Genomic DNA, 23,976 nt, shown 5'->3' with positions numbered 1-23,976 from the left:
GCATGTGGATGATATGAATTCACCGTCTCGACTTAGCATTCTGTTAATTGATGATAATCATGCACGTGCACAGGCATTCACTGCTGCACTGGTTGAGTCGCGCTATCATGTAACCCATCTATCCAGTGCAACGCAAAGATTGCTCAAGGATGTCGACCGTATTCAACCTGATATCATCGTGATCGATATCGAGTCGCCCAGTCGCGATGTTCTGGATAGTTTGCACACGATTTCAAGCGTTGCACCCAAGCCGGTCGTCATGTTCTCTGACGAAGAAGATACCGACATTATCAATCAATCGGTGCGCAGTGGCGTGACCGCTTATGTAGTGGGCGACACGGAGCCTAAGCGTGTACGCTCAATACTTGATGCTGCGGTTGCTCGGTTTGGCGAATACCAGCGACTGCGTCAGGAATTGGATGAAACCAAGCATGCGTTGGCTGCTAAGCAGACCATTGATAAAGCAAAACGCTTACTTATGCAGCAGCGTGGTATGGATGAACAGCAGGCGTATAGCGCCATGCGCAAAATGGCGATGGATGTAGGGCAAAAAATAGAAGATATCGCTCGCACGTTGTTGTCAGTCTTAAATCATTTAGATAACGGTAAATAACCATGAATAGCGACGCTTCCATGCCGGTAACCCTAGGCTATGTGGCACTAACCGATTCGGCGCCGTTGGTTGTCGCGAAAGAGTTAGGCTTTTTTACTGAGCATGGATTAAACGTGACACTGCAAGCACAGCATTCCTGGTCGACATTACGCGATAAGCTGCATGCTGGGGTATTGGATGCAGCGCATATGCTCGCGCCGATGCCAATCGCCAGTGCGCTGGGGTTGGCTGGGCCAGCCTGCGACGTGATGACGCCTCTGGTGCTCAGCCAAAATGGCAATGCGATCACGCTATCCAATGCTGTGTATGATGAGATCGCGGCAACGAATGATTTCTCTGACCTACACTTGCCCTTGTCGGCTAATGCTTTGGGTGCTGTCGTGGCGCAACGACGAAAGCAGCACCGTGCGAAGCTGCGCTTTGCCAGCGTGTTTCCTTACAGTTGCCATTATTACCAACTGGTTGACTGGCTGGCGTCAGGTCAGATTTCACTGGATGACGTTGAGCTAGTCATTGTTCCGCCCACCAATATGGTGGATGCCTTACATTGTGGCGATATTGACGGCTACTGCGTGGGGGGGCCATGGAATGCAAAGGCGGTGCGAGCCGGGTTTGGCGTCACGGTGTTAACTTCGTGCGATATCTGGCCAAATTCAGCAGAAAAAGTGCTGGGCGTGCTAAGTCAATACCATCAGCGATATCCTGAGCGCGTGACGAAACTGTGTCGGGCATTGAAACAGGCGTGTTGCTGGTTGGAAACAATACCGAATCGATTTGAATCTGCGCGCCTGCTGAGCGGGTACGATTATCTCGATGCGCCTATCGACGTGATTGCACCATCGCTGATTGGCAGTTGTGTGGTCAAACCGGGTCTGAGCCCGCGCGAGATCCCTGACTACAATTTGTTTTTCTCTGAGCATGCCGATGTTAACGCACCCAGTTTACAGTGCGCACAATGGCTATTAGCAAAAATGGAGAGCACAGGGCAGTTGTCCAAAGTCGTTGCCAGTGAAGTCGATCTGAGCCGAATCTACCGCTCGGACATTTACCATCAGATATTCTCATCGTGAAAGGTAGACAGGCACTAGGGCGTGTCGACCTGTGAGTCACGCTGTTTGCCGCGTAAACGACCTGCGCCAGAAGCACACTAATTGTGCACAGCGCACCAAGCTAGTTAGAATTGATGATTCTGTGGATGTAAATCGTTTGTTAAGCACCTGATAAATAGTGATTTTATTTTTGGCATCATTGATGCAAAACCTAGTCTGTAAGCACTGATGTAATAAAGTCCGTTGCTCGAAAGGGTATCGGAAAGCACGTGACGATAAGCTGTAATATCGCGCGCTTCACACAATAAAACAGTAGGGATGATCTACGAAGCCGTAGTGAGATCCAGTGGCAATGCTGCCCGCGCAAACTCAACGTGTCCTGAGTTTGCGCGGGTTTTTTTTTGCCTAAATGGAGGATGAAATGAGTCATATAAACACAGGTTCCTTGATCAAGCGTGCGGTGGTACGCACCGTTGCCATCAGCGTAATGCTGGCATCATCTGCCGCGACATCATCGGCATTTGCTGAGCAAGTTGATGGCAGTGTGGGTTGGCCAGAAAAAGAAGAGTTGACCTTCGGCTTTATAAAGCTCACCGACATGGCTCCTCTTGCCATCGCGTATGAGAAACGGTTTTTCGAAGATGAAGGTTTATATGTCACGCTTGAGGCGCAAGCGAACTGGAAAGTCTTACTTGATCGCGTGATAGACGGCGAACTGGATGGTGCGCATATGCTGGCAGGCCAGCCGCTGGGCGCAACAATCGGCTACGGCACGCAAGCGGACATCATCACGGCATTCAGCATGGACCTTAATGGGAATGGTATTACTGTATCCAATGACGTTTGGGCACAGATGAAACCAAACATCGCACATCAGGATGGAAAACCCGTCCATCCGATCCAGGCTGACGCGCTAAAACCGGTTGTCGACCAATACAAGCGTGAGGGAAAGTCTTTCAAAATGGGTATGGTGTTCCCGGTCTCTACACACAATTATGAGCTACGCTACTGGCTTGCGGCAGGCGGTATACATCCTGGTTTCTATGCCCCACACAAAGGCGACACCAGTGGGCAAATAGAAGCTGACGCGCTGTTATCGGTTACGCCACCGCCACAAATGCCTGCCACAATGGAAGCCGGTACTATTCACGGTTATTGTGTGGGAGAGCCGTGGAACCAGCAGGCCGTATTTAAAGGCATCGGCGTGCCTGTGATCACGGATTATGAAATTTGGAAAAACAATCCAGAAAAAGTGTTCGGCGTTAGCAAAACATGGGCAGAAGCGAATCCGAATACGCACATTCGCGTGGTAAAAGCGATGATCCGTGCCGCCATGTGGCTAGATGAAAATAACAATGCCAATCGAAAAGCGGCCGTCAAAATCCTGTCTAAACCCCAGTACGTGGGTGCCGACGAAGAAGTCATTGCCAATAGCATGGTAGGTACCTTTGAGTATGAAAAAGGTGATGTACGAGATGTGCCTGATTTCAATGTGTTTTTTCGGTATCACGCAACCTATCCATTCTACAGCGATGCTATCTGGTATCTCACGCAAATGCGTCGCTGGGGGCAAATTGCTGAGCCGAAGCCGGATAGCTGGTTTATGGATATCGCCAAGTCTGTTTACCGTCCCGATATCTATGCTCAAGCTGCACTCGCATTGATCCAAGAGGGAAAAGCACAGCCTTCCGACTTTCCCGACTTTGATTCAGAAACGGGTTTTAAGCCGCCGCAAACTGAGTTTATTGACGGGATCACGTATGACGGCAGTCAGCCAAATGCCTATCTCGAATCGCTTGCCATAGGCCTTAAGGGCGAGCGTAAACTTTAATCATCGACAGGGGCATCCTATGTTTAACTCAAGCAGTATTCCCATTATGGTCGGTTCCGTGAGAAAGGGCTTTGACCGTTCGAAGTGGGGACAAAAATCCGCAGGTCTAATATTACCCCTGCTAGGTATTCTGGTCTTCATTGGCATGTGGAGCGCCGTGGCGAAGAATGTAGACACTTCGTTAGGTCAGTTTCCTGGCCCCGCACAAGTGTGGGAGCAAACCGGTAGTCTTTGGGCTGAGCATCAGGCGCAACAACAGAAAGCCGACGCCTTTTATGCGCGGCAAGCAGAGCGAAACGCACAACGCGTCGCGCTTGATCCATCGTATGAGCCTAAAATACGCGACTTTACGGGGGCGCCCACCTTCATCGAACAAATTTGGACAAGTCTTTACACCGTTATGGTGGGATTTGCGCTCGCGTCATTGGTTGCCGTGCCTCTAGGGATAGTCTGCGGGCTAAGTAAATCAGCGTACTCAGCAATGAACCCATTGATTCAGCTGTTTAAACCGGTGTCTCCGTTAGCGTGGTTACCGCTTGTGACCATCGTTGTAAGCGCCACGTATATCAGTGACGATCCGATGTTCTCCAAGTCATTCGTCACGTCCGCCATCACTGTCGCACTATGCTGTTTATGGCCAACGTTAATCAATACCGCTGTTGGCGTATCATCTATCGACACAGACTTACTCAACGTCAGCAAAGTCTTACGGCTCAATGCCATTACCCACATCATTAAAATTGTTTTGCCCTCGTCCATTCCGATGATTTTTACTGGCTTACGCTTGTCGTTGGGGATTGGTTGGATGGTGTTAATCGCAGCCGAAATGCTCGCGCAGAATCCCGGTTTAGGTAAGTTTGTCTGGGATGAGTTTCAAAATGGCAGTTCTGAATCATTGGCTCGCATCATGGTTGCCGTATTCACCATCGGTATCATCGGTTTCGTGCTCGACAGGATCATGTTGTCGCTACAACAGTGGGTAAGCTGGGACAAAACGGCAATCACTCGATAGAACACATCACGTTAAGGAATTAGCCATGAAAAAACATCACTTGGAGCTATCCCAGATTGGGATTGATTTTCCTACGCCAAAAGGCCCATTCAATGCCCTGACAAACGTCAATCTTAAGATCGCGCAAGGTGAGTTTCTCTCGTTGATTGGCCACTCAGGATGCGGTAAATCTACCGTACTGAATATCGTGGCCGGCCTGTATCAGGCAACGTACGGTGGGGTTATTTTAAATGGTCAGGAAGTCAATGAACCCGGGCCTGAACGCGCAGTCGTTTTTCAGAATCACTCCCTGCTGCCCTGGTTAAGTGTGTATAAAAATGTTGAGCTTGCGGTCAGGCAAACCCGCAACGGTCGCAGCCGAAAAGAGATCAAAGAATGGGTCGATCATAATCTTGCTCTGGTTCATATGACACACGCAAAGGATAAGCTCCCCTCAGAAATATCCGGTGGCATGAAACAACGTGTAGGTATCGCTCGTGCTCTATCCATGCAGCCCAAAGTGCTGCTGATGGATGAGCCGTTTGGTGCGTTGGATGCCTTAACCCGTGCTCACCTGCAAGACTCGTTAATGGAAATTCATGCTCAGTTAGGCAACACCGTCATTATGATCACTCACGATGTTGATGAAGCCGTTTTGCTGTCTGACCGCATCGTGATGATGACCAATGGCCCCTCGGCGACGATTGGCGAAGTTCTCGACGTCGATATTGACAGGCCCCGCGATCGGATAGCGCTGGCCGATGACACGCATTACAACCATTGCCGTCACGAAGTATTACGATTCTTGTATGAAAAACAGAAAAAAGTGGAATCGGTTTCAAGCCGAACAACGCCGCAACGTCGACAACATCAGGTTGGCACAGACGCCGCGTGATCATGCGATTAAATACGCCTTTTAAAATGAGATAAACGGATCATGAAGATACTGTACACGAGTAAGAAGAATGCCATTTGGCTAAGCGTTTTGGCAACCACAACGTCCTTGTCGTTACACGCACAAGAAACAACTTATGACAATCTCTACGATGCATTGAGTCATGGCAGCGTATTTGGCAATCTCAATCTACGCTATGAAAGCGTCGAGCAAGACAATATTTTGCAAGATGCCAGTGCTTCAACGTTTCGGACTCGTCTCGGTTACCAGACCGGTTCATTAAACGGTTTTTCTGTGACGGTTGAAATGGAAGACAATCGTATTGTGCTCGGTGAGGGAGACTACTCAGTGCCACCGACGGGCTACAATACGGGTATTTATTCGGTCATCGCGGATCCTGAACATACTGAGCTGGATCAAGGCTTTATCCAATACAAAAACCAACATCTAACGGTCAAGCTTGGCAGACAGGTGATCACGCATGACGGTCACCGGTTTATCGGACACGTTGGCTGGCGGCAGGATCGTCAGACATTTGATGCCGCAACAGTCATCTATGCCCCTACCCAAAAAATGCAACTGTCGTATAGCTTTATTGACCAACGCAACGGCATTTTTGCCGAAGTCGCTGATACTGATTCAAGTGATCATTTGCTGCATGCTTCTTATAAGACTGATTTCGGTGCTCTGACGGCTTACGGGTATTTACTGGAAGCGGATCTTGCGGCGGGTTTGGATAACAGTTTGGATACCTACGGCGCGCGCTTTTCAGGGGCGACGCCAATGCACTCTTTTAAAGCGCTCTATCACGTTGAGTACGCCAAGCAGACTAATCGGTTTGGCGCAAGCGACTTCGATGCAGATTATTTGAACGTTGAGGCTGGCGTCGTTGTATCAGGCATTACAGCAAAACTGGGCTACGAACTGTTGGGCTCGGACGATGGGCAATACGGTTTTCAAACGCCTTTAGCAACCTTGCACAAATTTAATGGTTGGACTGATCAGTTTCTGAAAACACCCATTCAGGGGTTGGTAGACACCTCATTTACCCTAAGTGGCAAACTGGCTGGCGGTACTTGGCTAGCGGTGTACCATGATTTCGATGCGGATGAATCGACTGCGCAAGTGGATGACTTAGGCAAAGAAATTAATCTTCAATACCTCACCAAATTCGCAAAACACTATACGGTAGGGGTTAAGTTTGCGACCTATTCTGGCGCCAGCCAGAAAGTCGATACTGATAAATTGTGGGTGTGGTTGAGCACAGCTTTTTAGAGAGGTTAAGTCGCGTGAACTGGGGTGTTGTGCTTGCCGGCGGGCGGTCTGAAAGAATGCAGCAGGATAAAGCTGCTCTGATGTGGCAGGGCCGTTCGTTGTTAGATACTCAATGTAATTTGATGAAAACGCTGGTGCATCAGGGCCTCATTGACCAGTATGTGACCAGTGGTCGGCAACCCGGTGCGCTGCACGATCACTTCGCGGATAAAGGGCCTGTGGGAGGAATTTTGTCTGTTATCCAACAACTGTCGCTCACCACGGGGGATACCCTGTTGGTTTGCGCCGTAGATATGCCCCGGCTGACCGGCGAAACACTTTCCCCGTTAATGACTATCTCCAGCCAGCGTCAGGCGAGTTGCTATTATCACGATAGCTACCTCCCTGTCTGCCTTCGTATCTGCGATGCGTTGCTTTCGCAGGTGTATTCACAAACCAGTAAAACGCCGTCTCGTTCGGTAAAGTCGTTATTAAAGCTTGCCAATGGTGTGGGGATCCCTTGCGAACGTCCGGAGCAACTAGTGAACGTGAACACGCCGCAGCAGTGGCAAGCGCTGTTATGTGGGTCGAATAGCACGGCTGAGGCTCACTAAAATCCATCAATGGGTTAGCCAAATGCACAATCGTGCTGTTATTGGCCTCAAAAATTCGTTTTAAGTTGGGAACCTGCAAAGGAATCGGTTACAGTTTTAAAATCTGATCATAAGAAAGCCTTTCTGATGAAAAAATTAGCCCTCGTTTTTTTGACTAGCCTGTGTAGCTTTGGTGCTGCCGCCGAACCCGATCGAGATGAGTTGATGGCGTTAAGCCAATCCATTGAATCCCAAGTGATTGAATGGCGTCATCATTTTCACGAGTTTCCTGAATTGTCGAACAGAGAATTCGACACGGCGGCGTACATTGAAAAGTTTCTGCGTTCATTGGATTTAGAAGTGACCACGGGCGTTGCCAAAACCGGGGTGGTGGCCGTGTTGGATACTGGCAAACCCGGACCCGTGGTTGCCCTTCGAGCCGATATGGATGGCCTGCCTGTGCTGGAACAAAACGACTTACCCTACAAATCGGTACAGCGTGGTGAGTTTAATGGCAACGATGTGCCAGTGATGCATGCCTGTGGGCATGATACCCACATGGCGATGTTGATGGGGGCCGCCAAGATTTTGGTCGATGTTAAAGATCAGTTGCGCGGTCAGATAAAATTTATATTTCAACCCGCTGAAGAAGGCGCACCGGCAGGCGAAGTCGGCGGAGCCGAAGTGATGGTCAAAGAGGGCGTTCTCAACAACCCTGATGTTGATGTTATTTTTGGTTTGCACATCAGTGCTGACACAGACGTCGGAAAAGTACGCTATAAGGCGGGTGGCGTGATGGCAGCGGTTGATCCATTTAAAGTTGTTATTACAGGTAAACAGGCGCACGGCGCTTACCCGTGGCTGAGTGTTGATCCCGTGACCACGGCGGCACAAGTCATCATGGGCTTACAAACCATTGTCAGTCGTGAAATTAAGTTGCTTGATGATGCCGCTGTCGTCACCATTGGCTCAATCCACGGTGGCAATCGCTCGAACATCATTCCAAACGAAGTCGAGCTTATTGGTACGATCCGCACACTGAACCCAGAAGCTCGTGAGCACATGTATGAAGCGATCCCACGCAAAGTGAAAGGCATCGCAGACAGTATGCGCGCGACTGCCGAGGTCACGCTACCGCTGGATTATAACTACCCGATTACCTTTAACGATCCCGATTTAATGGCGCAAATGTTACCGACGATCCAGCGCACCGCCGGAGAAGAAAATGCTCTGCTATCGAAGGCAGTAACTGGTGCTGAAGACTTCTCGTTCTTTCAGGAAAAAGTACCCGGTGTGTATTTGTGGGTAGGTGGGAAACCAATTGATGTTGCGCCAGAAGATGCGCCAGCTCATCACACGCCTGAGTTTGTGGTTGACGATGCAGGCATGAAGTTGGGCGTTGATTTACTGACACAAATGACGGTTGATTACTTGTTCAGCGAAAAGTAACCGTGCCCTACGTTTGATGTTTACTCGGCTGCTCGACAATAAACCATTAAGCATTGCCATCATTTGCGTGACTGGCGTCATTGCTAATTTGATACCCGGCTTTTTTGAAACGCCGGGCATTATCACCTTTGGGTTGTTTGCTCCCATTTTGGTCGGGCTATTGTTTGGGCCACTGTTGGCGGCGCTCGTGTCTGTTGTGGTGTTTATACCGCAGCTATATGCCATGGTCACACACGAAGAATTTAACAGTCTTGCGTTGGGCCTGTTGATACTGTATCCGATCGTGATTGCACATTGCTGTCACAACAAGCCTATTGCCAGAACCTTATGGGTGGGTTTGGTGTTTTGGGGATTGTTTTCATTGCCCCTGCTGAGCTTGGTGTTTTTCGCGGCCAATACATTGAGTCCTGTGGCTGCGTTTACGGCCGCGATGGTCACGTTTTTTTCCTGCGCTGCCAGTCTCTTACTGGCACACTTCATCTTTATCGCACGCTTTTTATTGTGGCCGTCGGACAAAACGCCAGTCGTAGAGGTCAAATTCCTATTTCAGTATTTTTTTTCTGGCGTATTTTTCTTAGCCGTATTGCTTGTTATTTACGTGTATATCGGTGCCTTTCAGCATCAGCAAAAAGAGCAGTTGTTCAACTACATGCAGCAGCGCAGTCAGGTGGTTTCCGATCAACTTAAAAGTTTTTTTGATACCCATCAGGCGGCCTTGGCTGTTGCGGCAAATACGCTGGAAATCGGCGACGTTGACAAACGTCGCGTGCTCGAGTCGCTGGCCCAGCAATATCCTCAATTTCTGACATTTTTGGTGACCGATGAAAAAGGCAATATTGTCGCCAGTTACCCCACTGATTTGCTGCAAAAAGCGGCACGTCAAGGGTTACTTAATGTGTCGCAGCGAGAGTATTTTCAGGAGCCTTTGAAAACAGGGCGGCCATACGTGTCTCAGGCCTTTGTTGGCAGAGGTTTTGGCACGGATAACATCGTTGCTGTGTCAGCGCCAATAAAAAATCAGCAAGGTCAGTTTATGGGGATTGTCGAGGGTTCGCTTGGGCTGAATGTCTTCGGCTTCTTTGATAACCGAAATTTGAACGGTTTCTCTACCATGGTAACTGATAACTTCAATCAGGTGGTGTACGCGAACAGTCGCTTAGGCGTTGAAAAACTCAGGTTACTCACCGCAACGGACTGCATTACCGAGCAGTGCAACCAGCCTACCGTCACGATCAACAATGAAGAGTGGTTTGTGCGTTCAAAATTATACGGCCCATTGAATTGGTCCACGCACGTGTATTTTAAGCAGTCTGCGTTTATGCAGTTATCTTCATTTTATCTTTTCTTGGCATCTATCGTGGTGCTGGCTTTGGCGGTCGCCGGCATTGGTTTTGGCTATTTAGTGGCGACTTTAGTCTCCACGCCTATGTATGCGCTGATACACCAGTTTGCTGTATTTGACCCAACCAACGCTAAACAGCGCACGCCGAAACGCGCAAATCGTTTATATCTGCGTGAAGTGGATGCGTTGAATAATGAATTTATCAGCTTACGTAAGCGCCTCGTGGACACTTTTAACGCGCTGCAGGAATCTCGTCAGAAGCAGGGAGAATTAAATCAGGAGCTGTTTGAACTGAATCAGAACCTAGCGCTGAAGGTGGAAGAGAAGACGGAGTCTTTGCAAACCGCATTGCGCTTGGCCGAAGTGGCCAGTGATGCGAAGTCGAAGTTTCTGGCCAACATGTCGCACGAAATCAGAACACCAATGAACGGCATCATTGGTTCATGTGACAACCTGTTGGAAAGCGATATACCGGACGACATTAAGCCGAAGCTGGCGATTGTCTCAGAATCTGCACATAACCTGTTGTTAATTTTAAACAGTGTGCTGGACTGGTCAAAGATTGAAAGTGGTCAGCTAGCGCTGCGTCATGAACCGTTTGATGTCAAAGCAAGCGTGCGAGCGACAGGCGCATTGCACAGCGCCGCAGCACTCCGCAAAAGCATCAACTTTGCCGTGTCAGTCAGTGATAACGTACCCGACTTGGTCATTGGAGATGGTGGCAAGTTTAATCAGATAGTCAACAATTTATTGAATAATGCAGTCAAATTCACTCTGATTGGTAGTGTGAATGTGTCTTTGGAATACGATGACGGCAAAGTGCGTTTGAGTGTTCGCGACACTGGCGTTGGCATTAGCGATACTGATTTATCGAAGATATTCGACGAATTCTCACAAGTCGATTTGTCATCAACCCGAGCGTTTGGGGGCACAGGGCTTGGGTTATCTATAACCAAGCGTCTGGTGGATTTATTTGACGGTAGTATTGCCGTCAACAGTGAAATCAACGAAGGGACACACTTCGTTGTAACGCTGCCGATGCCAGCGGCGCAGAATGGAACCATAATTAAGCCAGGCGAGGTATCAGGATTACCTGCTGGGTTGCGTATCCTGATTGCCGAAGACAACGCCATCAACGCCGATATTCTGGCTGATATGCTGACTAAATCCGATGCACGTACTGTGCGCGTGGAAAACGGTAAACAAGCCGTAGACGCTGTTAAGAAATATCAGTTCGATATGATACTCATGGATTGCCAGATGCCTGAAATGGATGGTTTTGAGGCGGCGGCGATGATACGAAAACTGGGCGGTGAAAGAGGTAACACGCCGATTATTGCCGCCACAGCCAACGCGTTTACCGAAGACCGAGAGAAATGCCTTGTTGTTGGCATGAACGATTTCATCTCTAAACCGATTACACGGTCTGCACTAATCAGTGCGATTGCGCGCAATCTGCGCGTTTTATAAGCTAGCGTTTACGCGTCTTTTTCAGTGTCTTGTTCGTTATCAAGCTGTGGAGGTTGCTGTTCACGCGCTGTCGCCAGCAAATGTTTATTTTTGGTATGCGGCACGGGTGCAACTTCTAAGTGCATAGCAACCTTGGCGAGAATATGCGCGGTAACCGGCGCTGTAATCACCAAAAATAAGGTGATCAATAGCTCGTTAATACTGAGATAACCACGCTGCACAAACAAAAACACCATCGATGCGGCCAAGATCCCACCTAACCCCAGTGTCGTCGCTTTTGTAGGCGCATGCAGACGAACGTAAATATCTTTAAGCCTGAGTAAGCCAATCGAGCCAACAAGTACGAAAAGGCCACCGAGAAGCAATAATATGGAGATGGTTAATTCAACGGCAAAGCTCATAGTCATTCCTATTCGATGATGTCGCCACGAAGCAGATATTTGCCGAACGCCACACTGCTCACAAAACCAAGCATAGCGATCAGCAGTGCCGCCTCAAAATACAACGGGGTGCGATTGTACATGCCATACAAGAGTATCAGAGCGATACTGTTAATATACATTGTGTCCAACGCCAGTATACGATCAACAATGTGTGGGCCAATCAGTAATCGCCAAAGGTTTAGCGCCAACGCGGCGCACAGCATAATGGCCACCATAATGATTGAAAAATTTAACATGCAAAAATCTCCTTCACGCGAGACTCGTAGCGTTGTTTGATAAGATCAATAATGTCTTGCTCATTCTCAGGCATATTGAGCACATGCACATATAACCATTTGCGGTCAAAAGACACATCGGCACTCACCGTACCAGGTGTCATTGTCACAGTGCTGGCCAGCACCGTGATGGGCAGTGTATCAGTCAGGTCGAGCGGTACGGCGACAAACCCGGGCTTGATACGGCGCATCGGGCCAACCACAAGGATAGCGACCTCTATATTGGCGACCACGACATCTTTCAGCACAATCAACACATACTTGACCAGCTTCAGCGGCCTCTTGATACTCGGTTGGGGCACTCTTAACGGGGCGCATAATAACGGAATAGCAATGCCCAGTACGCTGCCTAACAAAATGTGACCCACGCTCAGGGTGGAATTGATCATCAACCACACAATCAACAGCAGCAACGTATGCAGTGGCATTGGCATAATGCGTTGGAGTAAACTCATGGTGCGGTTCCTCCCAAATTCATCACGTCTAACAAGAGCTGCACATCATGCAGTTGTATTGCGGCCTGGTTGGTGTATTCGAGCACGTGTCCGCCAAAAATGACGAGCAAAATAGACGTGCTAAGTAGTAGCGTCGTTCCGGTCACTTTCCATGATGAAATCGTTTCAGTATCGCTGGTGTCCTTACTGACGGGATGACGCCAGAATAGTGTAGTACCGGCACGTGATAATGCCACAATACCCGCTAGGCTTGAGATCAGAATGGCTGACCAAATCAATACCTTATCACCTGCTTCGGTAACGCTTTGCAAGATGACCAGCTTACCAAGAAACCCAGAAAACGGTGGTAACCCGGCGATGCTCAATGCGGCCACGAAAAACATGATACCCAGCAGCGATTGATGCTGTACCCTGCGCGCCAACACAAACCGATCGAATGCCTTTCCACGCTGCAGGCCCACCATATCAGCAATCAAAAACAACGCTGCTGAAATAAGTGTGCTATGGATCAGGTAATACAATCCAGCGGCGGTAGCCTCCGGTGTGCGCAGGGCAAACGCGACAAGCAGTGTGCCCACCGACACAATCACAAGGTTACCGGTCAATGTGCGCAAATTAGGGCTGGCAAGAACGCCTAAGGTACCCGCCGCAATCGATAAAATCGCCAAGGGCCAAATCCACGGTAACGCCATGTCTGCCAATTGACCGGCTTCGCTGCCAAAAACCACAGTAAACACTCGGTAAATACAGTAAACGCCGACTTTTGTCATAATGGCAAACAAGGCCGCGACCGGCGCTGTTGCCGCTTCATAGGTTCGAGGTAACCAAAAATGCAGTGGCAACATGGCCGATTTTAGACCAAATACAATCAGTAAAAGTGCGCCACCCGTTTGCGCAATAACAGCTTGGCTCTCAGACAATGCGGCAATACGTAATGACATATCCGCCATGTTGAGCGTTCCTGTCGTGCCGTATAAGGTTCCCAGCGCAATCAAAAATAAACTTGAGCCAATGAGGTTTAAAATAACGTAGTGGACATTTGCAGCGGTGCGGTGTTTGCCTCCACCATGAATAAGCAGCGTGTAGGACGCGATCAGCAATACTTCAAAGAAAACAAACAGATTGAACAAGTCGTTGGTGAGGAAGGCTCCGTAGATCCCCAGCAGTTGAAACTGGATAAGCGGATGGAAATATTTTCCTTCTCGATCAGTACCCGAACACGAGTACAGCGTGATCCCTAAACCAAGCACGCTGGTCAGCAGCACCAACATGGCCGCCAGCCCGTCAGCATAAAGAATAATACCGAAAGGAGGTTGCCAGTCACCCAGTGCGTAAAGCATTGCGCCGTCACGGCTCACAGTCAATAGCAGCCAGATAGCGCAGCCAATCTGTAGCAATATCAAGGCTAAACTGGCAATACGTCGCCGCGCGTAGTTATCAGCACCGACATAGGGCGGCAGCAGCATCATCAAGCCACCCAGCAAGGGGATCAAAATTGGCAGCATGGGCAAATGCGACATCATAACTTAGCCCTATTTGATTTGATTAACTTACCCGTATCAGGAGGATCGCGGCCATCGACCAAGTCGTTGCCCAGGTCGGCGCGTGCGCGAATTGACAGGATCACTACGAAAGCAATCATGGCAAAGCCAATCACAATGGCCGTTAGTACCAGCGCTTGTGGTAAAGGGTCAGCGTAGGAATCGGACATGCCTAGAATGGCTGCGCCGTTTAAGCTGAGTCGCCCGCTGGAAAACAAAAATAAGTTGACCGCATAAGACAGCATGGTAAGGCCGACAACCACCGAAAACGTGCGGCCTCGCAAACACAGGAATACGCCGCAGAACGTCGTTACACCCACACAAATGACGTATAAAAGTTCCATTAATCCTCCGCCGTTGGACGATGTACTGATGTAAGCTTGCCAAGATTTGCCAAGATCAACAGTGTTGCGCCGACTACGGTTAAATAAACACCTAAATCGAAAATGAGCGCGCTAGCCAGTTCAATTTCACCGATGAACGGTAGGTCAAAGTAATCAAACCACGTGGTCATAAAGGGCCGCCCGTATAACCAGCTGCCTATGCCCGTAAAGGTTGCAATCAATACACCCCATGCAATCAATGACTGATAATCGAGCTTTATTCTCGGTTTAATCCAATCCACTCCGTGCGCAATGTATTGTTGTATCAGGGCGACTGAGGTGATCAATCCGGCAATAAAACCGCCGCCGGGCATATTGTGCCCTCGCAAGAAAATATAGAATGACACCAACAGCGCCAACGGCAGCAGTGCCTGCGATATCATTGCTAAAATGGGAGGATGGCGGTCTTCTGCCCACGGCACGCCTTTTTCATTGGCGGTGGGCATGGCAAGCCGCACTCCCGCGAGCAATTTAAAGATACCAAACGCGGCGATGCCCAATACCAGTATTTCGCCAAGTGTATCCAGACCACGAAAATCGACCAATATCACGTTAACCGCATTTGTGCCACCGCCACCCACTTTACTGTTGGCCAGAAAGAAACCAGAGATGCTACTGACAGGCTGGCTGATAAAGGCATAGTTGATGGTGGCCACAATACCGCCAATCGCTGCAGCAATCCCGATATCGCGCACCACTCGCGAAGGGGAGGATTCTGCTGGCGTTTTCTGTGGTAAAAAGAACAGCGCGAGCATCAGAAGGATAACGGTAACCACTTCCACCGCGAGCTGAGTCAATGCCAGATCGGGCGCAGAAAAACGCGCAAAGGCTACTGACACGATTAGCCCGACAACCGACAGTGTAATCAACGCAATCATACGTTTGCGATGGAAAATCATGGTTGCGATAGCACTGACACACAAAATGATACCGGCAACAATTTCAACAAAGGAAACTGGCTGATCAGGTGAATGAAGCGCAGCAGTATTGAGGTGGATGAGCGGGATCCCGGTTATCAAGATGGTGAACACCAAGAGCACGGCGACGTAACGTTGAAGCGAATCATTGTTTATCTTGTCGTGAATGTGCGTGGCACCTTTCACAATAGATTGCACAGCGCCTTCGAAGATTTCTTTTGCGTCACCTTCTCTGAATTGCGCCTGAAAACGATAAAGCTGGCTTCGATAGGCATACACGATAATGCCGCCAAGAATGGCGATAATACTCATGACCAAAGGCAGGTTGAAGCCGTGCCAAATTGCCAAGCTGTAATAAGGCAGTTCTCCTTGCAGCACGGCGCCGGCGGCAGACTCAAGTAAGCTGCCGACCATAAATGCGGGGAAAATCCCCACCAGCAAACACAGAGCAACTAAAATTTCGACGGGAATTTTCATATAGCGCGGCGGTTCATGGGGCGTTTTGGGCAATTCGTTAGGTTCGCCATTGAAAAATACATCGTGAACAAACCGTAGCGAGTAAGCCACAGCGAAGATGCCGGCCAGCGTCGCAAGTACCGGTATCATCCACGACAAGAAACCATAGGCTTCTTGATGTAAGGATTCAGCGAAAAACATTTCTTTAGAGAGAAACCCATTAAACAGTGGTACACCCGCCATAGACGCGGCGGCGACCATGGCTAACGAGGCAGTGTGTGGCATAAAGCGCCATAACCCATTGAGTTTGCGCATATCGCGGGTGCCCGCTTCATGGTCGATGATGCCCGCCGCCATAAACAACGAGGCTTTGAACACCGCATGATTCATAATATGAAACAACGCTGCAACTGCCGCCAGATCGGTGTTCATACCTAAGAGTAATACGATTAGACCCAAATGACTCACCGTGCTGTAGGCCAGTAAGCCTTTCAAGTCATGCTTAAACAGCGCAACGTAGGCTCCCAATACAAGCGTGATCAGGCCGGCCGTGGTGACGGTTAAGAACCACATTTCTGTACCCGCAAGCACCGGATAAAAACGGGCTAATAGGAAAATACCGGCTTTGACCATGGTGGCAGAATGCAGATAAGCGCTGACGGGTGTCGGCGCGGCCATGGCGTGTGGCAGCCAGAAATGAAAAGGAAATTGCGCTGATTTGGTAAAGGCCCCCAGTAATACTAGCGTTAATATCACGGGATAAAGCTCGTGTGCTCTGAGCATATCACCGCTCGCGAGAATGACGCCTAAATCGTAGCTTCCAACCACATCAGCGATCAACAACAATCCCGCCAGAAGGGCTAAACCGCCCGCGCCAGTGACGGTGAGCGCCATGCGCGCACCCTTACGCGATTCGGACTTGGCTGACCAAAAGCTAATGAGTAAAAATGAGCTGATACTGGTCACTTCCCATGCCATCCATAGCTGCAACACATTGTTGGAAAGTACAATCGACAGCATCGCTGTCATGAACAAAATTAAGTAGGCGTAAAATCGCCCGGCCGCTTCTTTATCGGATAGATAGTAACGCGCATACAAAATGATCAGCAGCCCGATACCGAGAATGAGTAGCGTGAACATCAACGCCAACCCATCCAAGTGAAGGGAAAGCGTGAGACCTGCCGGCGGTATCCATTCTAACGTTTCGACAATAACGGTACCGCTTAGCACAGCAGGCAATAAGGTGATGATGTAAACCAACGATACGGCGGGCGCCAACATCGTGAAAAGTGTGTTAGCTACCCGGCCAAAACGTTCGGTGAGCAAGGGCACAAACACGCCCAGCAACATAATTGCGGAGACCCAAAATAAGCTCATGAGATAACCCCGCCGTTGATTGTTTTATCGTTGATCTGTGCTGTCATATTCATTATTAGTGTTGTTTATCGACATCGCCATGCGCTAGCAAGAATTTGCTAAACGCAGACGCAGCTAAGCTTTCCGGTCTGCCGTCAAGTGTGACTATCTGCCACGCGCTACGCAAGGGAAAATCGCTGACATTCAGTATCTTAACGTCGTCACTTCGCATATGTTGAAGTGTCTGTTCTGACACAATTGCCAGACCAAGTCCAGTCGCGACCGACAAGCGTATTGCCTCGTTGCTCTCAATAACCATGACTTTTTTAAATACAATATCATGCTTTTCACAGTAATCGTCGATCATTTTACGCGTACCCGATCCTTCCTCGCGAAGTAAGAATTTGTAAGATGACAGTGCCCCGAGTGAACAGTTGTCTGGCCCATCAAAACCCGGTGGCGCGATGACACAAAGCTTATTGAGCATAAATGCTTTGGCACTGATGGCAAGGTCTTTAGGCGGTTGGCTGAATATGTAAATATCATCCTGATTGCCTTTCACGCGTTCAATGATTTGTGCACGGTTCCCCACTTTGAGCGTGATGTCGATACCTGGGTGTTCGCGGCAAAACTGTCCTAACAATGTTGGAACGACATATTTTGCCGTTGTAACGACGGCAATTTTTAAACTGCCAACCTCCATGCCTTGCAGTGCCCGCATATGGCTATCCAATCGGGCCTGGGAACTCAGCACCTCCTGAGCACAGCGATAGACGGCTTTGCCAGCGTCCGTCATTTGCAACCGCCCATGATGCTGTTCCAGTAGCACCATGTCGAACAACGAGGCCAACTTTTTCAATTGCAAGGAAACCGTAGGCTGTGATAACGACAGCGTGACTGACGCAGCCGTAATCGAGCCGCTATCGACGACCTGTTGGTAAACTTGTAGTAGGCGAAACGTTAACGAATTCATACGTGTTAATATAGATTATTGTAAAAATAAGTTCAAAAATTATTACATATTGTAAATTTTAAGCGGGGCACTACGGAAATCCGGATTGAAGATGACGCACCGATGGGAACAACCAAAAAACTAGGCTATACTGCGCCGCTAATCTTTTTCTGAGGACAGGTAAATGGCGAAAGTCGCTATTGTTATGGGCTCAACCTCCGATTGGCCAACCATGCAAAACGCCGCAAAGATGCTTAAAAGCCTCGGCGTTTCTTTCAAAGCACAGGTCGTTTCTGCGCACCGCACGCCGGATCTACTCACTGATTTCGCTACGACAGCAAGCGATGATGGCGTGCATGTCATCATTGCCGGTGCCGGTGGCGCAGCGCATTTGCCTGGAATGATTGCCGCGCACACTCATTTACCCGTGCTAGGTTGTCCGGTGCGCTCAAGTCAACTCAGTGGTTTAGACTCATTGCTTTCTATCGTTCAAATGCCGAAGGGTGTGGCGGTAGGCACGTTAGCGATTGGTGATGCTGGTGCAGCGAATGCTGGCTTACTCGCTGCACAAATTGTTGCCCTGCACGATGACAATGTAAAGCAGGCTGTGATCAACTTTCGCACTGAGCAAACTGCAAAAATCCTTGCGACCGAACCGCTGGAGCTGGACGTGTGAAAGTACTCGTTTACGGCGCTGGCCAATTAGCACAAATGATGAATCTGGCCGGGGCTCCACTGGGGATCTCGGTCAATGCAGTGGATGTTAAAACGGGTAAAGTGGTTAACCCGGTGGATAAGTCTGAACAGGCGGATTCGCTAAAAAACGCCATCGATGAAGCAAATTGTTTAACCGTAGAGTTTGAGCACGTGCCGGTTGACTTACTCAACGAAGCACATGCCAGCGGAAAGTTGTCGCCCAGTTTTGAATCCATTCGCGTGGGTGCTGATCGCGTGATTGAGAAAAAGCTACTTGAACGGCTTGGTATTGCCAATTGCGCGCATCGCGTAGTGACCGCAATAGATCAGTTACCAGAGGTGGTTGAACAACTCGGCGATAAACTGATCCTCAAAGCCAGTCTGGATGGATACGACGGATACGGACAGTGGCGTTTATCATCCCGCGAACAACTTGTGGAACTACAGCAGACATTAAGTGCACTTGACTTACAAAAAGTTCCTCTGGTGGTCGAGCAAATGCAGACCTTCGAGCGAGAGCTATCGTTGTTGGGTGCACGCAATGCAAATGGTGATATTGTGGTGTATCCACTTGCTGAGAATCTGCATCATCAGGGCCAGTTGCATGTATCTGTCGCCCCGGCATCGGCACTCACCGACGAGCTGAATAAGCAAGCACTGGCTATTTTCACCGCACTGGCAGACGAACTGAACTACGTTGGGTTGCTGGCGGTAGAAATGTTTCAGGTAGGCGACCGGTTACTGGTGAATGAGCTTGCTCCGCGCGTACACAATTCAGGCCACTGGACTCAGCAAGGTGCGGTCACCTCTCAGTTTGAAAATCATTTACGCGCGATCCAGAATTTGCCGTTAGGGAGTACGGAAGCGACAGGAATCTCTGCAATGGTTAACGTTATCGGCTGCGGTGGTATTTCGAAAGAAATCTTAAGTGTGCCGAACACGCATCTACATTGGTACGGAAAGTCAGTGCGCAAAAAGCGCAAGATGGGCCATATCAATGTTGTTGCTGAAAGCTATTCTGAATTATCAGCGCGACTGAGCGAGCTGAATACGCACCTACCCGCAGAGTACTTCCCTAAATTGCCAGATGAAATTCAGCGTTTAGCAGCGTTACGCTAATTTGCTTTGAACAGTGCTTGACAATCAGGTCAAGCACTCTAAAATGCGCCTCGAAATTCAGTGCCGACTTAGCTCAGTTGGTAGAGCAACTGACTTGTAATCAGTAGGTCGCCAGTTCGATTCCGGCAGTCGGCACCATTTCACCCTTCACTGAATTTTTTACTCCATCCTGTTGTTGCTACATCGCACATTTTTGTATGCAATGACATTCGCAGAATCGTGTGGTATCCAACGATACTGATCTAAATATCTTGATTAACGATACTCCAATTGAAAACTTTGAGTCAGAAAAGCTAAAAACTCTTCCCACATCAGCGCTATCAAAAATACGTTACACCCCACCAAATGAAATGCAGCCAAAGGGCAAGCTATTGTTGGAAGTAACTGGAATATAACAAAGCAGTAAAAATCGGTTCCTTCGATCGCTGCCGGCTTTGCGAATTGCGCCAGCAAGCGATTGCCCCTTCGTTGATTGTTAACTGCTTTGCGGTAATCCGAGGTTTCACTTCTCTTTTTTAGTGGTAATATCAAGTCTTATTGTTAGGAATCCCGTTTATGTCTAATGCACTTAAAGTCATGCTCGAGAATATCGAGCAACTTAGCACTAAAGAGAAAGCTCTTGCAGCCCACTGCCTTTTAACCGCAATGGATAGAAAGATAGACAGCGATGTTGAATCAGAATGGCTTAAACTTGCTGAAGCTCGCAGCGCAGAATTAGAGTCGGGCGCGGTAAAAAGCATTTCATGGCACGAAATAGAAAAGGATCTCAATTAAATAATGCTACCCATTTCCTTTCACCCGGATGTCAAAAAGGAAATAAAAGATTCTTTTAGCTGGTATCAAGAGCAATCGCTTGGGTTGGGCTATGAATTCTTTCAAGAAATAAAAGAAGCTATAGACTCCATTCGCTCGCTACCAACGTCTTGGGCAAAAATGGGACAGACTCACAGACGTTTTGTCTTAAGTAGATTTCCTTATTCAATAATCTATAAGATCATAGAAAGCAAAGAAATAAGTGTCGTTGCTATTATGCATAACCACCGCAAGCCGGGGTATTGGCATGAACGCGGCTAACAAACAACTATTTGCGACCCAAAGTTGGACACGGAGGTTGTAGAAAAACTTTACGCTAAAAAATCGCGTGCGATTTAGCAACAATAAAATGAGCAAAAAATTCAATGAAGGGTGAAATGTTGCCGAGCTTAGGAGAATGAGAGCCAAAACAGTGGTTGTCAATGAGCAGAGCACAGATAACAGTCGGTATAGTTTTTATACCGAATTTACGTAATGCTGAGCTTATGCTAAATGTTATATGCCAAGGAGGACTATTTGATATTTGTTGCAGGAGTAATTTTAGTTGCCATCGGGATTATTCACTCATACCTTGGCGAGAGGTACATCCTAATCCGCCTATTCAGACGAGATAATATTCCCCACCTTTTTGGAAGTGACCACTTTACAAAAGGTAAACACCTATCATGGGTAGCTTTTTTAGTGATTGCCATTTTATGTTGTTTCGAGTCTTATGGCATATAACAAACGACTATGCTGAACATCATCTTTCGATGTAAGGTTCTAACTGAGAAAAGACTATCTGCAATGAGAGCACAGTGATCATTCAAATCTCAAGCAGCTAAGGCCTAAAATCCGAAATTATCGTCTATTAAAAATGCTAAAACGTGAGCGTCTGCTTTCCTCACCAAAACAGTAAGATTAGATGCACGCGACCACACATTCGCACTGCCGATGAATTCATTTTTTCGCGCTCAATGACGTAGATTGTTTCCCAAACATGCATGTAAATGAAACGAGCAACGCGAAACACAGTTTTCATACAATGTTTACTATTTGAGAACGGCTTAAAATTGCTGCTTGAACAATTCTTTAACTCATTTACTGTAGAACAACTGATAGGTTGGACGTGCAACTGCGCAAGCTAACAAGAGAAAAGTATGAAAAAAATAGAAAGCACTTTCGAATCGGCGTTATGGGGCTCACGTTTCTTAGCGCTCATTCCAGTGATTGCCAGTTTGCTCGGTTCTTTAATACTTTTTGTTGTTGGCACAATGGATATTATCAATGTCGCATGGTTAACCATGAACTACTACGCGGGTGACGGCACAAAAGATATACACGATTTCATCGTGACTGATATTATTCTCGCTATCGATATCTATTTAGTCGCTGTCGTGTTGCTTATTTTTGGTACAGGCATTTACAGGCTATTCATCTCACCGATTGATGAGTCTGAACAAAGTGATGTTAGTCATCCGTTCAATATTCAGTCATTTGATGAGCTTAAAGATAAGATCGTGAGAGTCGTTATTCTTGCCGTGATCATCGAATTTTTTCGAGCCGTTGTTGATATTCGATTTTCGACGCCGCTTGAGGCCATTTATCTTGCCTTATCGGTGCTAGCGCTGGCGGGTTCGCTCTACCTCATGAATCTTAGCAACAAACACACCCATTAATACTGTGCCCAGCGAGCGTTTTTATGGCTAAATATCGTTATCTTATTGCCGTTGTCTTTTTGGTTGCTGCGCTTTCTGCATACAGCTTTGGCATTCAAAAAGGTGTATTTCTTTTCGTCATTTTGGGATTCATTTTTGAGGGGTGTTTCTGGCTTGGATTATTCAAGCGAAAACGGTAGCTGTGGTTTCGCCGTGTAATCAGTTGCTTTTCATTCGCTGCGTGATTACTCTGACACTCTGTTTTTTCTGCAAAAAGTAGTTTGGCGTTTATGCTCAAAAAGTTACTGTTTTCTTATTTGTTCGGCGCGTGTTTTCTGGTTTCATCTGCAGTAGCGCATGAATTTTCGAATGATAATTTCCATATCGATCATCCATGGGCACGGCCAACCTTTGCGTTAGCTACAACCGGTGCTGCGTATCTTTCCATTCATAATATGTCGTCGGAGGATGACCGCTTAGTCGCAGCGAGTGTGAGTGCAGAAGTTGCCGACGAAGTGCAACTGCATGATGTGCTAATGGACGGTGAAATGATGAAAATGCGTGAAATGCAAGATGGTGTGGTTTTGCCGAGCCGCAAAACGGTTGAGTTTAGACCGGGTGGTAAACACATCATGTTACTGGGCTTAAAGGGGCCTCTTAACGAAGGGAGTCGCTTTCAATTGACGTTACATTTTGCGCAAGGCGATGATGTAGAAGTTACCGTTAATGTAGAACAGCCGCAAGGTGACAAAGCCTCCGAGAAAACGGGCGAACATAAACACCATCACAACCATTGACCCGGGGCTACCTTGATCTCAGAAGATTGATGACCATAACTATCTACGACGTAATTGAGCGATAAAATCGGCGAATTTATCGAAATCGCCGATGTATTCACATAAATTGCTCTATTCTCAGACCAACATCTTCAGGAGATCAAATTTATGCACAGCATTGACATTGGGATTAACAAGGAAAATCGTCACGATATCGCGGATGGTTTAAAACGGTTATTGGCTGATTCGTACACGCTTTATCTTCAAACTCACAATTTTCATTGGAACGTGACCGGGCCACAATTTCGTGAACTGCACTTGATGTTCGAAGAGCATTACACTGAGCTTGCAGTCGCGGTTGATGATATTGCTGAGCGTATTCGTACGTTGGATGTAGCTGCACCGGGAACGTACAAAGCCTTTGCTCAACTCAGTTCCATTGACGAAGTTGAAGGTGTGCCCGCTGCCAATGAGATGGTTGAGCGATTGACCAAAGGGCATGAGCAGGTCGTAAAAACGTGTCGGGACGTATTAAAAGTGGCGCAAGAGGCAGATGATGAATCAACTGCTGCGCTCGTGTCTGACCGCATGCGTGTGCACGAGAAAACCGCATGGATGCTGCGCGCTACTATCGCATAGTGAGCATTCAAATGGCGCCAGCCTTCACCGT

24 protein-coding genes and 1 tRNA gene are annotated in these 23,976 nt (G+C 48.1%); 18 read left to right on the top strand and 7 right to left on the bottom strand.

Annotated features, from left to right (window positions below; all coding sequences use genetic code 11):
• Window positions 1–13 precede the first annotated feature (13 nt).
• The 9 genes from KIU71_RS06350 to KIU71_RS06310 all read left to right on the top strand — a co-directional run bounded on the left by KIU71_RS06350 (window position 14) and on the right by KIU71_RS06310 (window position 11,487).
• Complete coding sequence (locus KIU71_RS06350; RefSeq protein WP_214130348.1) at window positions 14–613, top strand: ANTAR domain-containing response regulator; 600 nt, start codon at window positions 14–16, stop codon at window positions 611–613.
• 2 nt (window positions 614–615) lie between these two features.
• Window positions 616–1,683 carry a CmpA/NrtA family ABC transporter substrate-binding protein gene (locus tag KIU71_RS06345; RefSeq protein WP_214130347.1) on the top strand — a complete coding sequence of 356 codons (1,068 nt, stop codon included), beginning with the start codon at window positions 616–618 and terminating at the stop codon, window positions 1,681–1,683.
• A gap of 466 nt (window positions 1,684–2,149) precedes the next feature.
• On the top strand, window positions 2,150–3,493 hold the full coding sequence (locus tag KIU71_RS06340) for a CmpA/NrtA family ABC transporter substrate-binding protein (RefSeq protein ID WP_390881827.1): 1,344 nt from the start codon (window positions 2,150–2,152) through the stop codon (window positions 3,491–3,493).
• A 46-nt stretch (window positions 3,494–3,539) separates the two neighbouring features.
• On the top strand, window positions 3,540–4,505 hold the full coding sequence (locus tag KIU71_RS06335; RefSeq protein ID WP_250207353.1) for an ABC transporter permease: 966 nt from the start codon (window positions 3,540–3,542) through the stop codon (window positions 4,503–4,505).
• Between the two features lie 25 nt (window positions 4,506–4,530).
• Window positions 4,531–5,379, top strand: a complete 849-nt coding sequence (locus tag KIU71_RS06330; RefSeq protein WP_214130344.1) for an ABC transporter ATP-binding protein — start codon at window positions 4,531–4,533, stop codon at window positions 5,377–5,379.
• Between the two features lie 42 nt (window positions 5,380–5,421).
• Entirely contained in the window at window positions 5,422–6,654 is a 1,233-nt protein-coding gene (locus tag KIU71_RS06325) for an alginate export family protein (protein WP_214130343.1), read from the top strand.
• 14 nt (window positions 6,655–6,668) lie between these two features.
• Complete coding sequence (mobA, locus tag KIU71_RS06320) at window positions 6,669–7,247, top strand: molybdenum cofactor guanylyltransferase (protein ID WP_214130342.1); 579 nt, start codon at window positions 6,669–6,671, stop codon at window positions 7,245–7,247.
• A gap of 126 nt (window positions 7,248–7,373) precedes the next feature.
• Window positions 7,374–8,675, top strand: coding sequence for an amidohydrolase (locus KIU71_RS06315; protein ID WP_214130341.1), 1,302 nt, complete (start codon window positions 7,374–7,376; stop codon window positions 8,673–8,675).
• A 16-nt stretch (window positions 8,676–8,691) separates the two neighbouring features.
• Window positions 8,692–11,487 (top strand): ATP-binding protein, encoded by a 2,796-nt coding sequence (locus KIU71_RS06310; protein WP_214130339.1) that lies wholly within the window; start codon window positions 8,692–8,694, stop codon window positions 11,485–11,487.
• Window positions 11,488–11,495: 8 nt separating this feature from the next.
• Here the strand turns inward: KIU71_RS06310 and KIU71_RS06305 are convergent, their stop codons facing one another.
• From KIU71_RS06305 to KIU71_RS06275, 7 genes are read right to left on the bottom strand one after another with little or no spacing between them, the layout of a single operon-like run.
• Entirely contained in the window at window positions 11,496–11,888 is a 393-nt protein-coding gene (locus tag KIU71_RS06305; protein WP_214130338.1) for a Na+/H+ antiporter subunit G, read from the bottom strand.
• 8 nt (window positions 11,889–11,896) lie between these two features.
• Window positions 11,897–12,166, bottom strand: coding sequence for a K+/H+ antiporter subunit F (locus tag KIU71_RS06300; protein ID WP_214130337.1), 270 nt, complete (start codon window positions 12,164–12,166; stop codon window positions 11,897–11,899).
• Complete coding sequence (locus KIU71_RS06295) at window positions 12,160–12,660, bottom strand: Na+/H+ antiporter subunit E (RefSeq protein WP_214130336.1); 501 nt, start codon at window positions 12,658–12,660, stop codon at window positions 12,160–12,162. Before KIU71_RS06295 ends, KIU71_RS06300 begins: the two co-directional genes overlap by 7 nt.
• Window positions 12,657–14,183 carry a monovalent cation/H+ antiporter subunit D gene (locus KIU71_RS06290; RefSeq protein WP_214130335.1) on the bottom strand — a complete coding sequence of 509 codons (1,527 nt, stop codon included), beginning with the start codon at window positions 14,181–14,183 and terminating at the stop codon, window positions 12,657–12,659. Before KIU71_RS06290 ends, KIU71_RS06295 begins: the two co-directional genes overlap by 4 nt.
• On the bottom strand, window positions 14,180–14,545 hold the full coding sequence (locus KIU71_RS06285; RefSeq protein ID WP_214130334.1) for a Na+/H+ antiporter subunit C: 366 nt from the start codon (window positions 14,543–14,545) through the stop codon (window positions 14,180–14,182). The genes KIU71_RS06290 and KIU71_RS06285 overlap by 4 nt, the downstream gene beginning before the upstream one ends.
• On the bottom strand, window positions 14,545–17,334 hold the full coding sequence (locus KIU71_RS06280; RefSeq protein WP_214130333.1) for a monovalent cation/H+ antiporter subunit A: 2,790 nt from the start codon (window positions 17,332–17,334) through the stop codon (window positions 14,545–14,547). Before KIU71_RS06280 ends, KIU71_RS06285 begins: the two co-directional genes overlap by 1 nt.
• Before the next feature lie 55 nt (window positions 17,335–17,389).
• Window positions 17,390–18,286, bottom strand: coding sequence for a LysR family transcriptional regulator (locus tag KIU71_RS06275; protein ID WP_214130332.1), 897 nt, complete (start codon window positions 18,284–18,286; stop codon window positions 17,390–17,392).
• A 163-nt stretch (window positions 18,287–18,449) separates the two neighbouring features.
• On the opposite strand from KIU71_RS06275, the gene purE reads away from it, so the two are divergent.
• The 9 genes from purE to KIU71_RS06230 all read left to right on the top strand — a co-directional run bounded on the left by purE (window position 18,450) and on the right by KIU71_RS06230 (window position 23,945).
• Entirely contained in the window at window positions 18,450–18,941 is a 492-nt protein-coding gene (gene purE / locus KIU71_RS06270; RefSeq protein ID WP_214130331.1) for a 5-(carboxyamino)imidazole ribonucleotide mutase, read from the top strand.
• Window positions 18,938–20,080: a 5-(carboxyamino)imidazole ribonucleotide synthase gene (locus tag KIU71_RS06265; RefSeq protein ID WP_214130330.1), complete on the top strand. Its 1,143-nt coding sequence runs from the start codon at window positions 18,938–18,940 to the stop codon at window positions 20,078–20,080. Before purE ends, KIU71_RS06265 begins: the two co-directional genes overlap by 4 nt.
• A 62-nt stretch (window positions 20,081–20,142) precedes the next feature.
• A tRNA-Thr gene (locus KIU71_RS06260) sits at window positions 20,143–20,218 on the top strand.
• Window positions 20,219–20,635: 417 nt separating this feature from the next.
• On the top strand, window positions 20,636–20,854 hold the full coding sequence (locus tag KIU71_RS06255) for an addiction module protein (RefSeq protein ID WP_214130329.1): 219 nt from the start codon (window positions 20,636–20,638) through the stop codon (window positions 20,852–20,854).
• A 3-nt stretch (window positions 20,855–20,857) separates the two neighbouring features.
• The gene (locus tag KIU71_RS06250) at window positions 20,858–21,154 is read left to right on the top strand and encodes a type II toxin-antitoxin system RelE/ParE family toxin (protein WP_214130327.1); all 297 of its coding nucleotides are present in this window, start codon (window positions 20,858–20,860) and stop codon (window positions 21,152–21,154) included.
• Between the two features lie 878 nt (window positions 21,155–22,032).
• Window positions 22,033–22,551: a YqhA family protein gene (locus KIU71_RS06245; protein ID WP_214130326.1), complete on the top strand. Its 519-nt coding sequence runs from the start codon at window positions 22,033–22,035 to the stop codon at window positions 22,549–22,551.
• A gap of 23 nt (window positions 22,552–22,574) precedes the next feature.
• Entirely contained in the window at window positions 22,575–22,730 is a 156-nt protein-coding gene (locus KIU71_RS06240; RefSeq protein ID WP_214130325.1) for a hypothetical protein, read from the top strand.
• A gap of 90 nt (window positions 22,731–22,820) precedes the next feature.
• Complete coding sequence (locus KIU71_RS06235; RefSeq protein WP_214130324.1) at window positions 22,821–23,327, top strand: copper chaperone PCu(A)C; 507 nt, start codon at window positions 22,821–22,823, stop codon at window positions 23,325–23,327.
• A gap of 147 nt (window positions 23,328–23,474) precedes the next feature.
• On the top strand, window positions 23,475–23,945 hold the full coding sequence (locus tag KIU71_RS06230) for a Dps family protein (RefSeq protein ID WP_214130323.1): 471 nt from the start codon (window positions 23,475–23,477) through the stop codon (window positions 23,943–23,945).
• The last annotated feature ends 31 nt before the right edge of the window (window positions 23,946–23,976 follow it).

The sequence above is a fragment of the Alteromonas oceanisediminis genome, from assembly GCF_018474025.1.
Lineage (GTDB): Bacteria > Pseudomonadota > Gammaproteobacteria > Enterobacterales > Alteromonadaceae > Alteromonas_E > Alteromonas_E oceanisediminis.
Note: the sequence above shows the minus strand (reverse complement) of the source record. Positions and strands in the feature narration are given on the sequence as shown.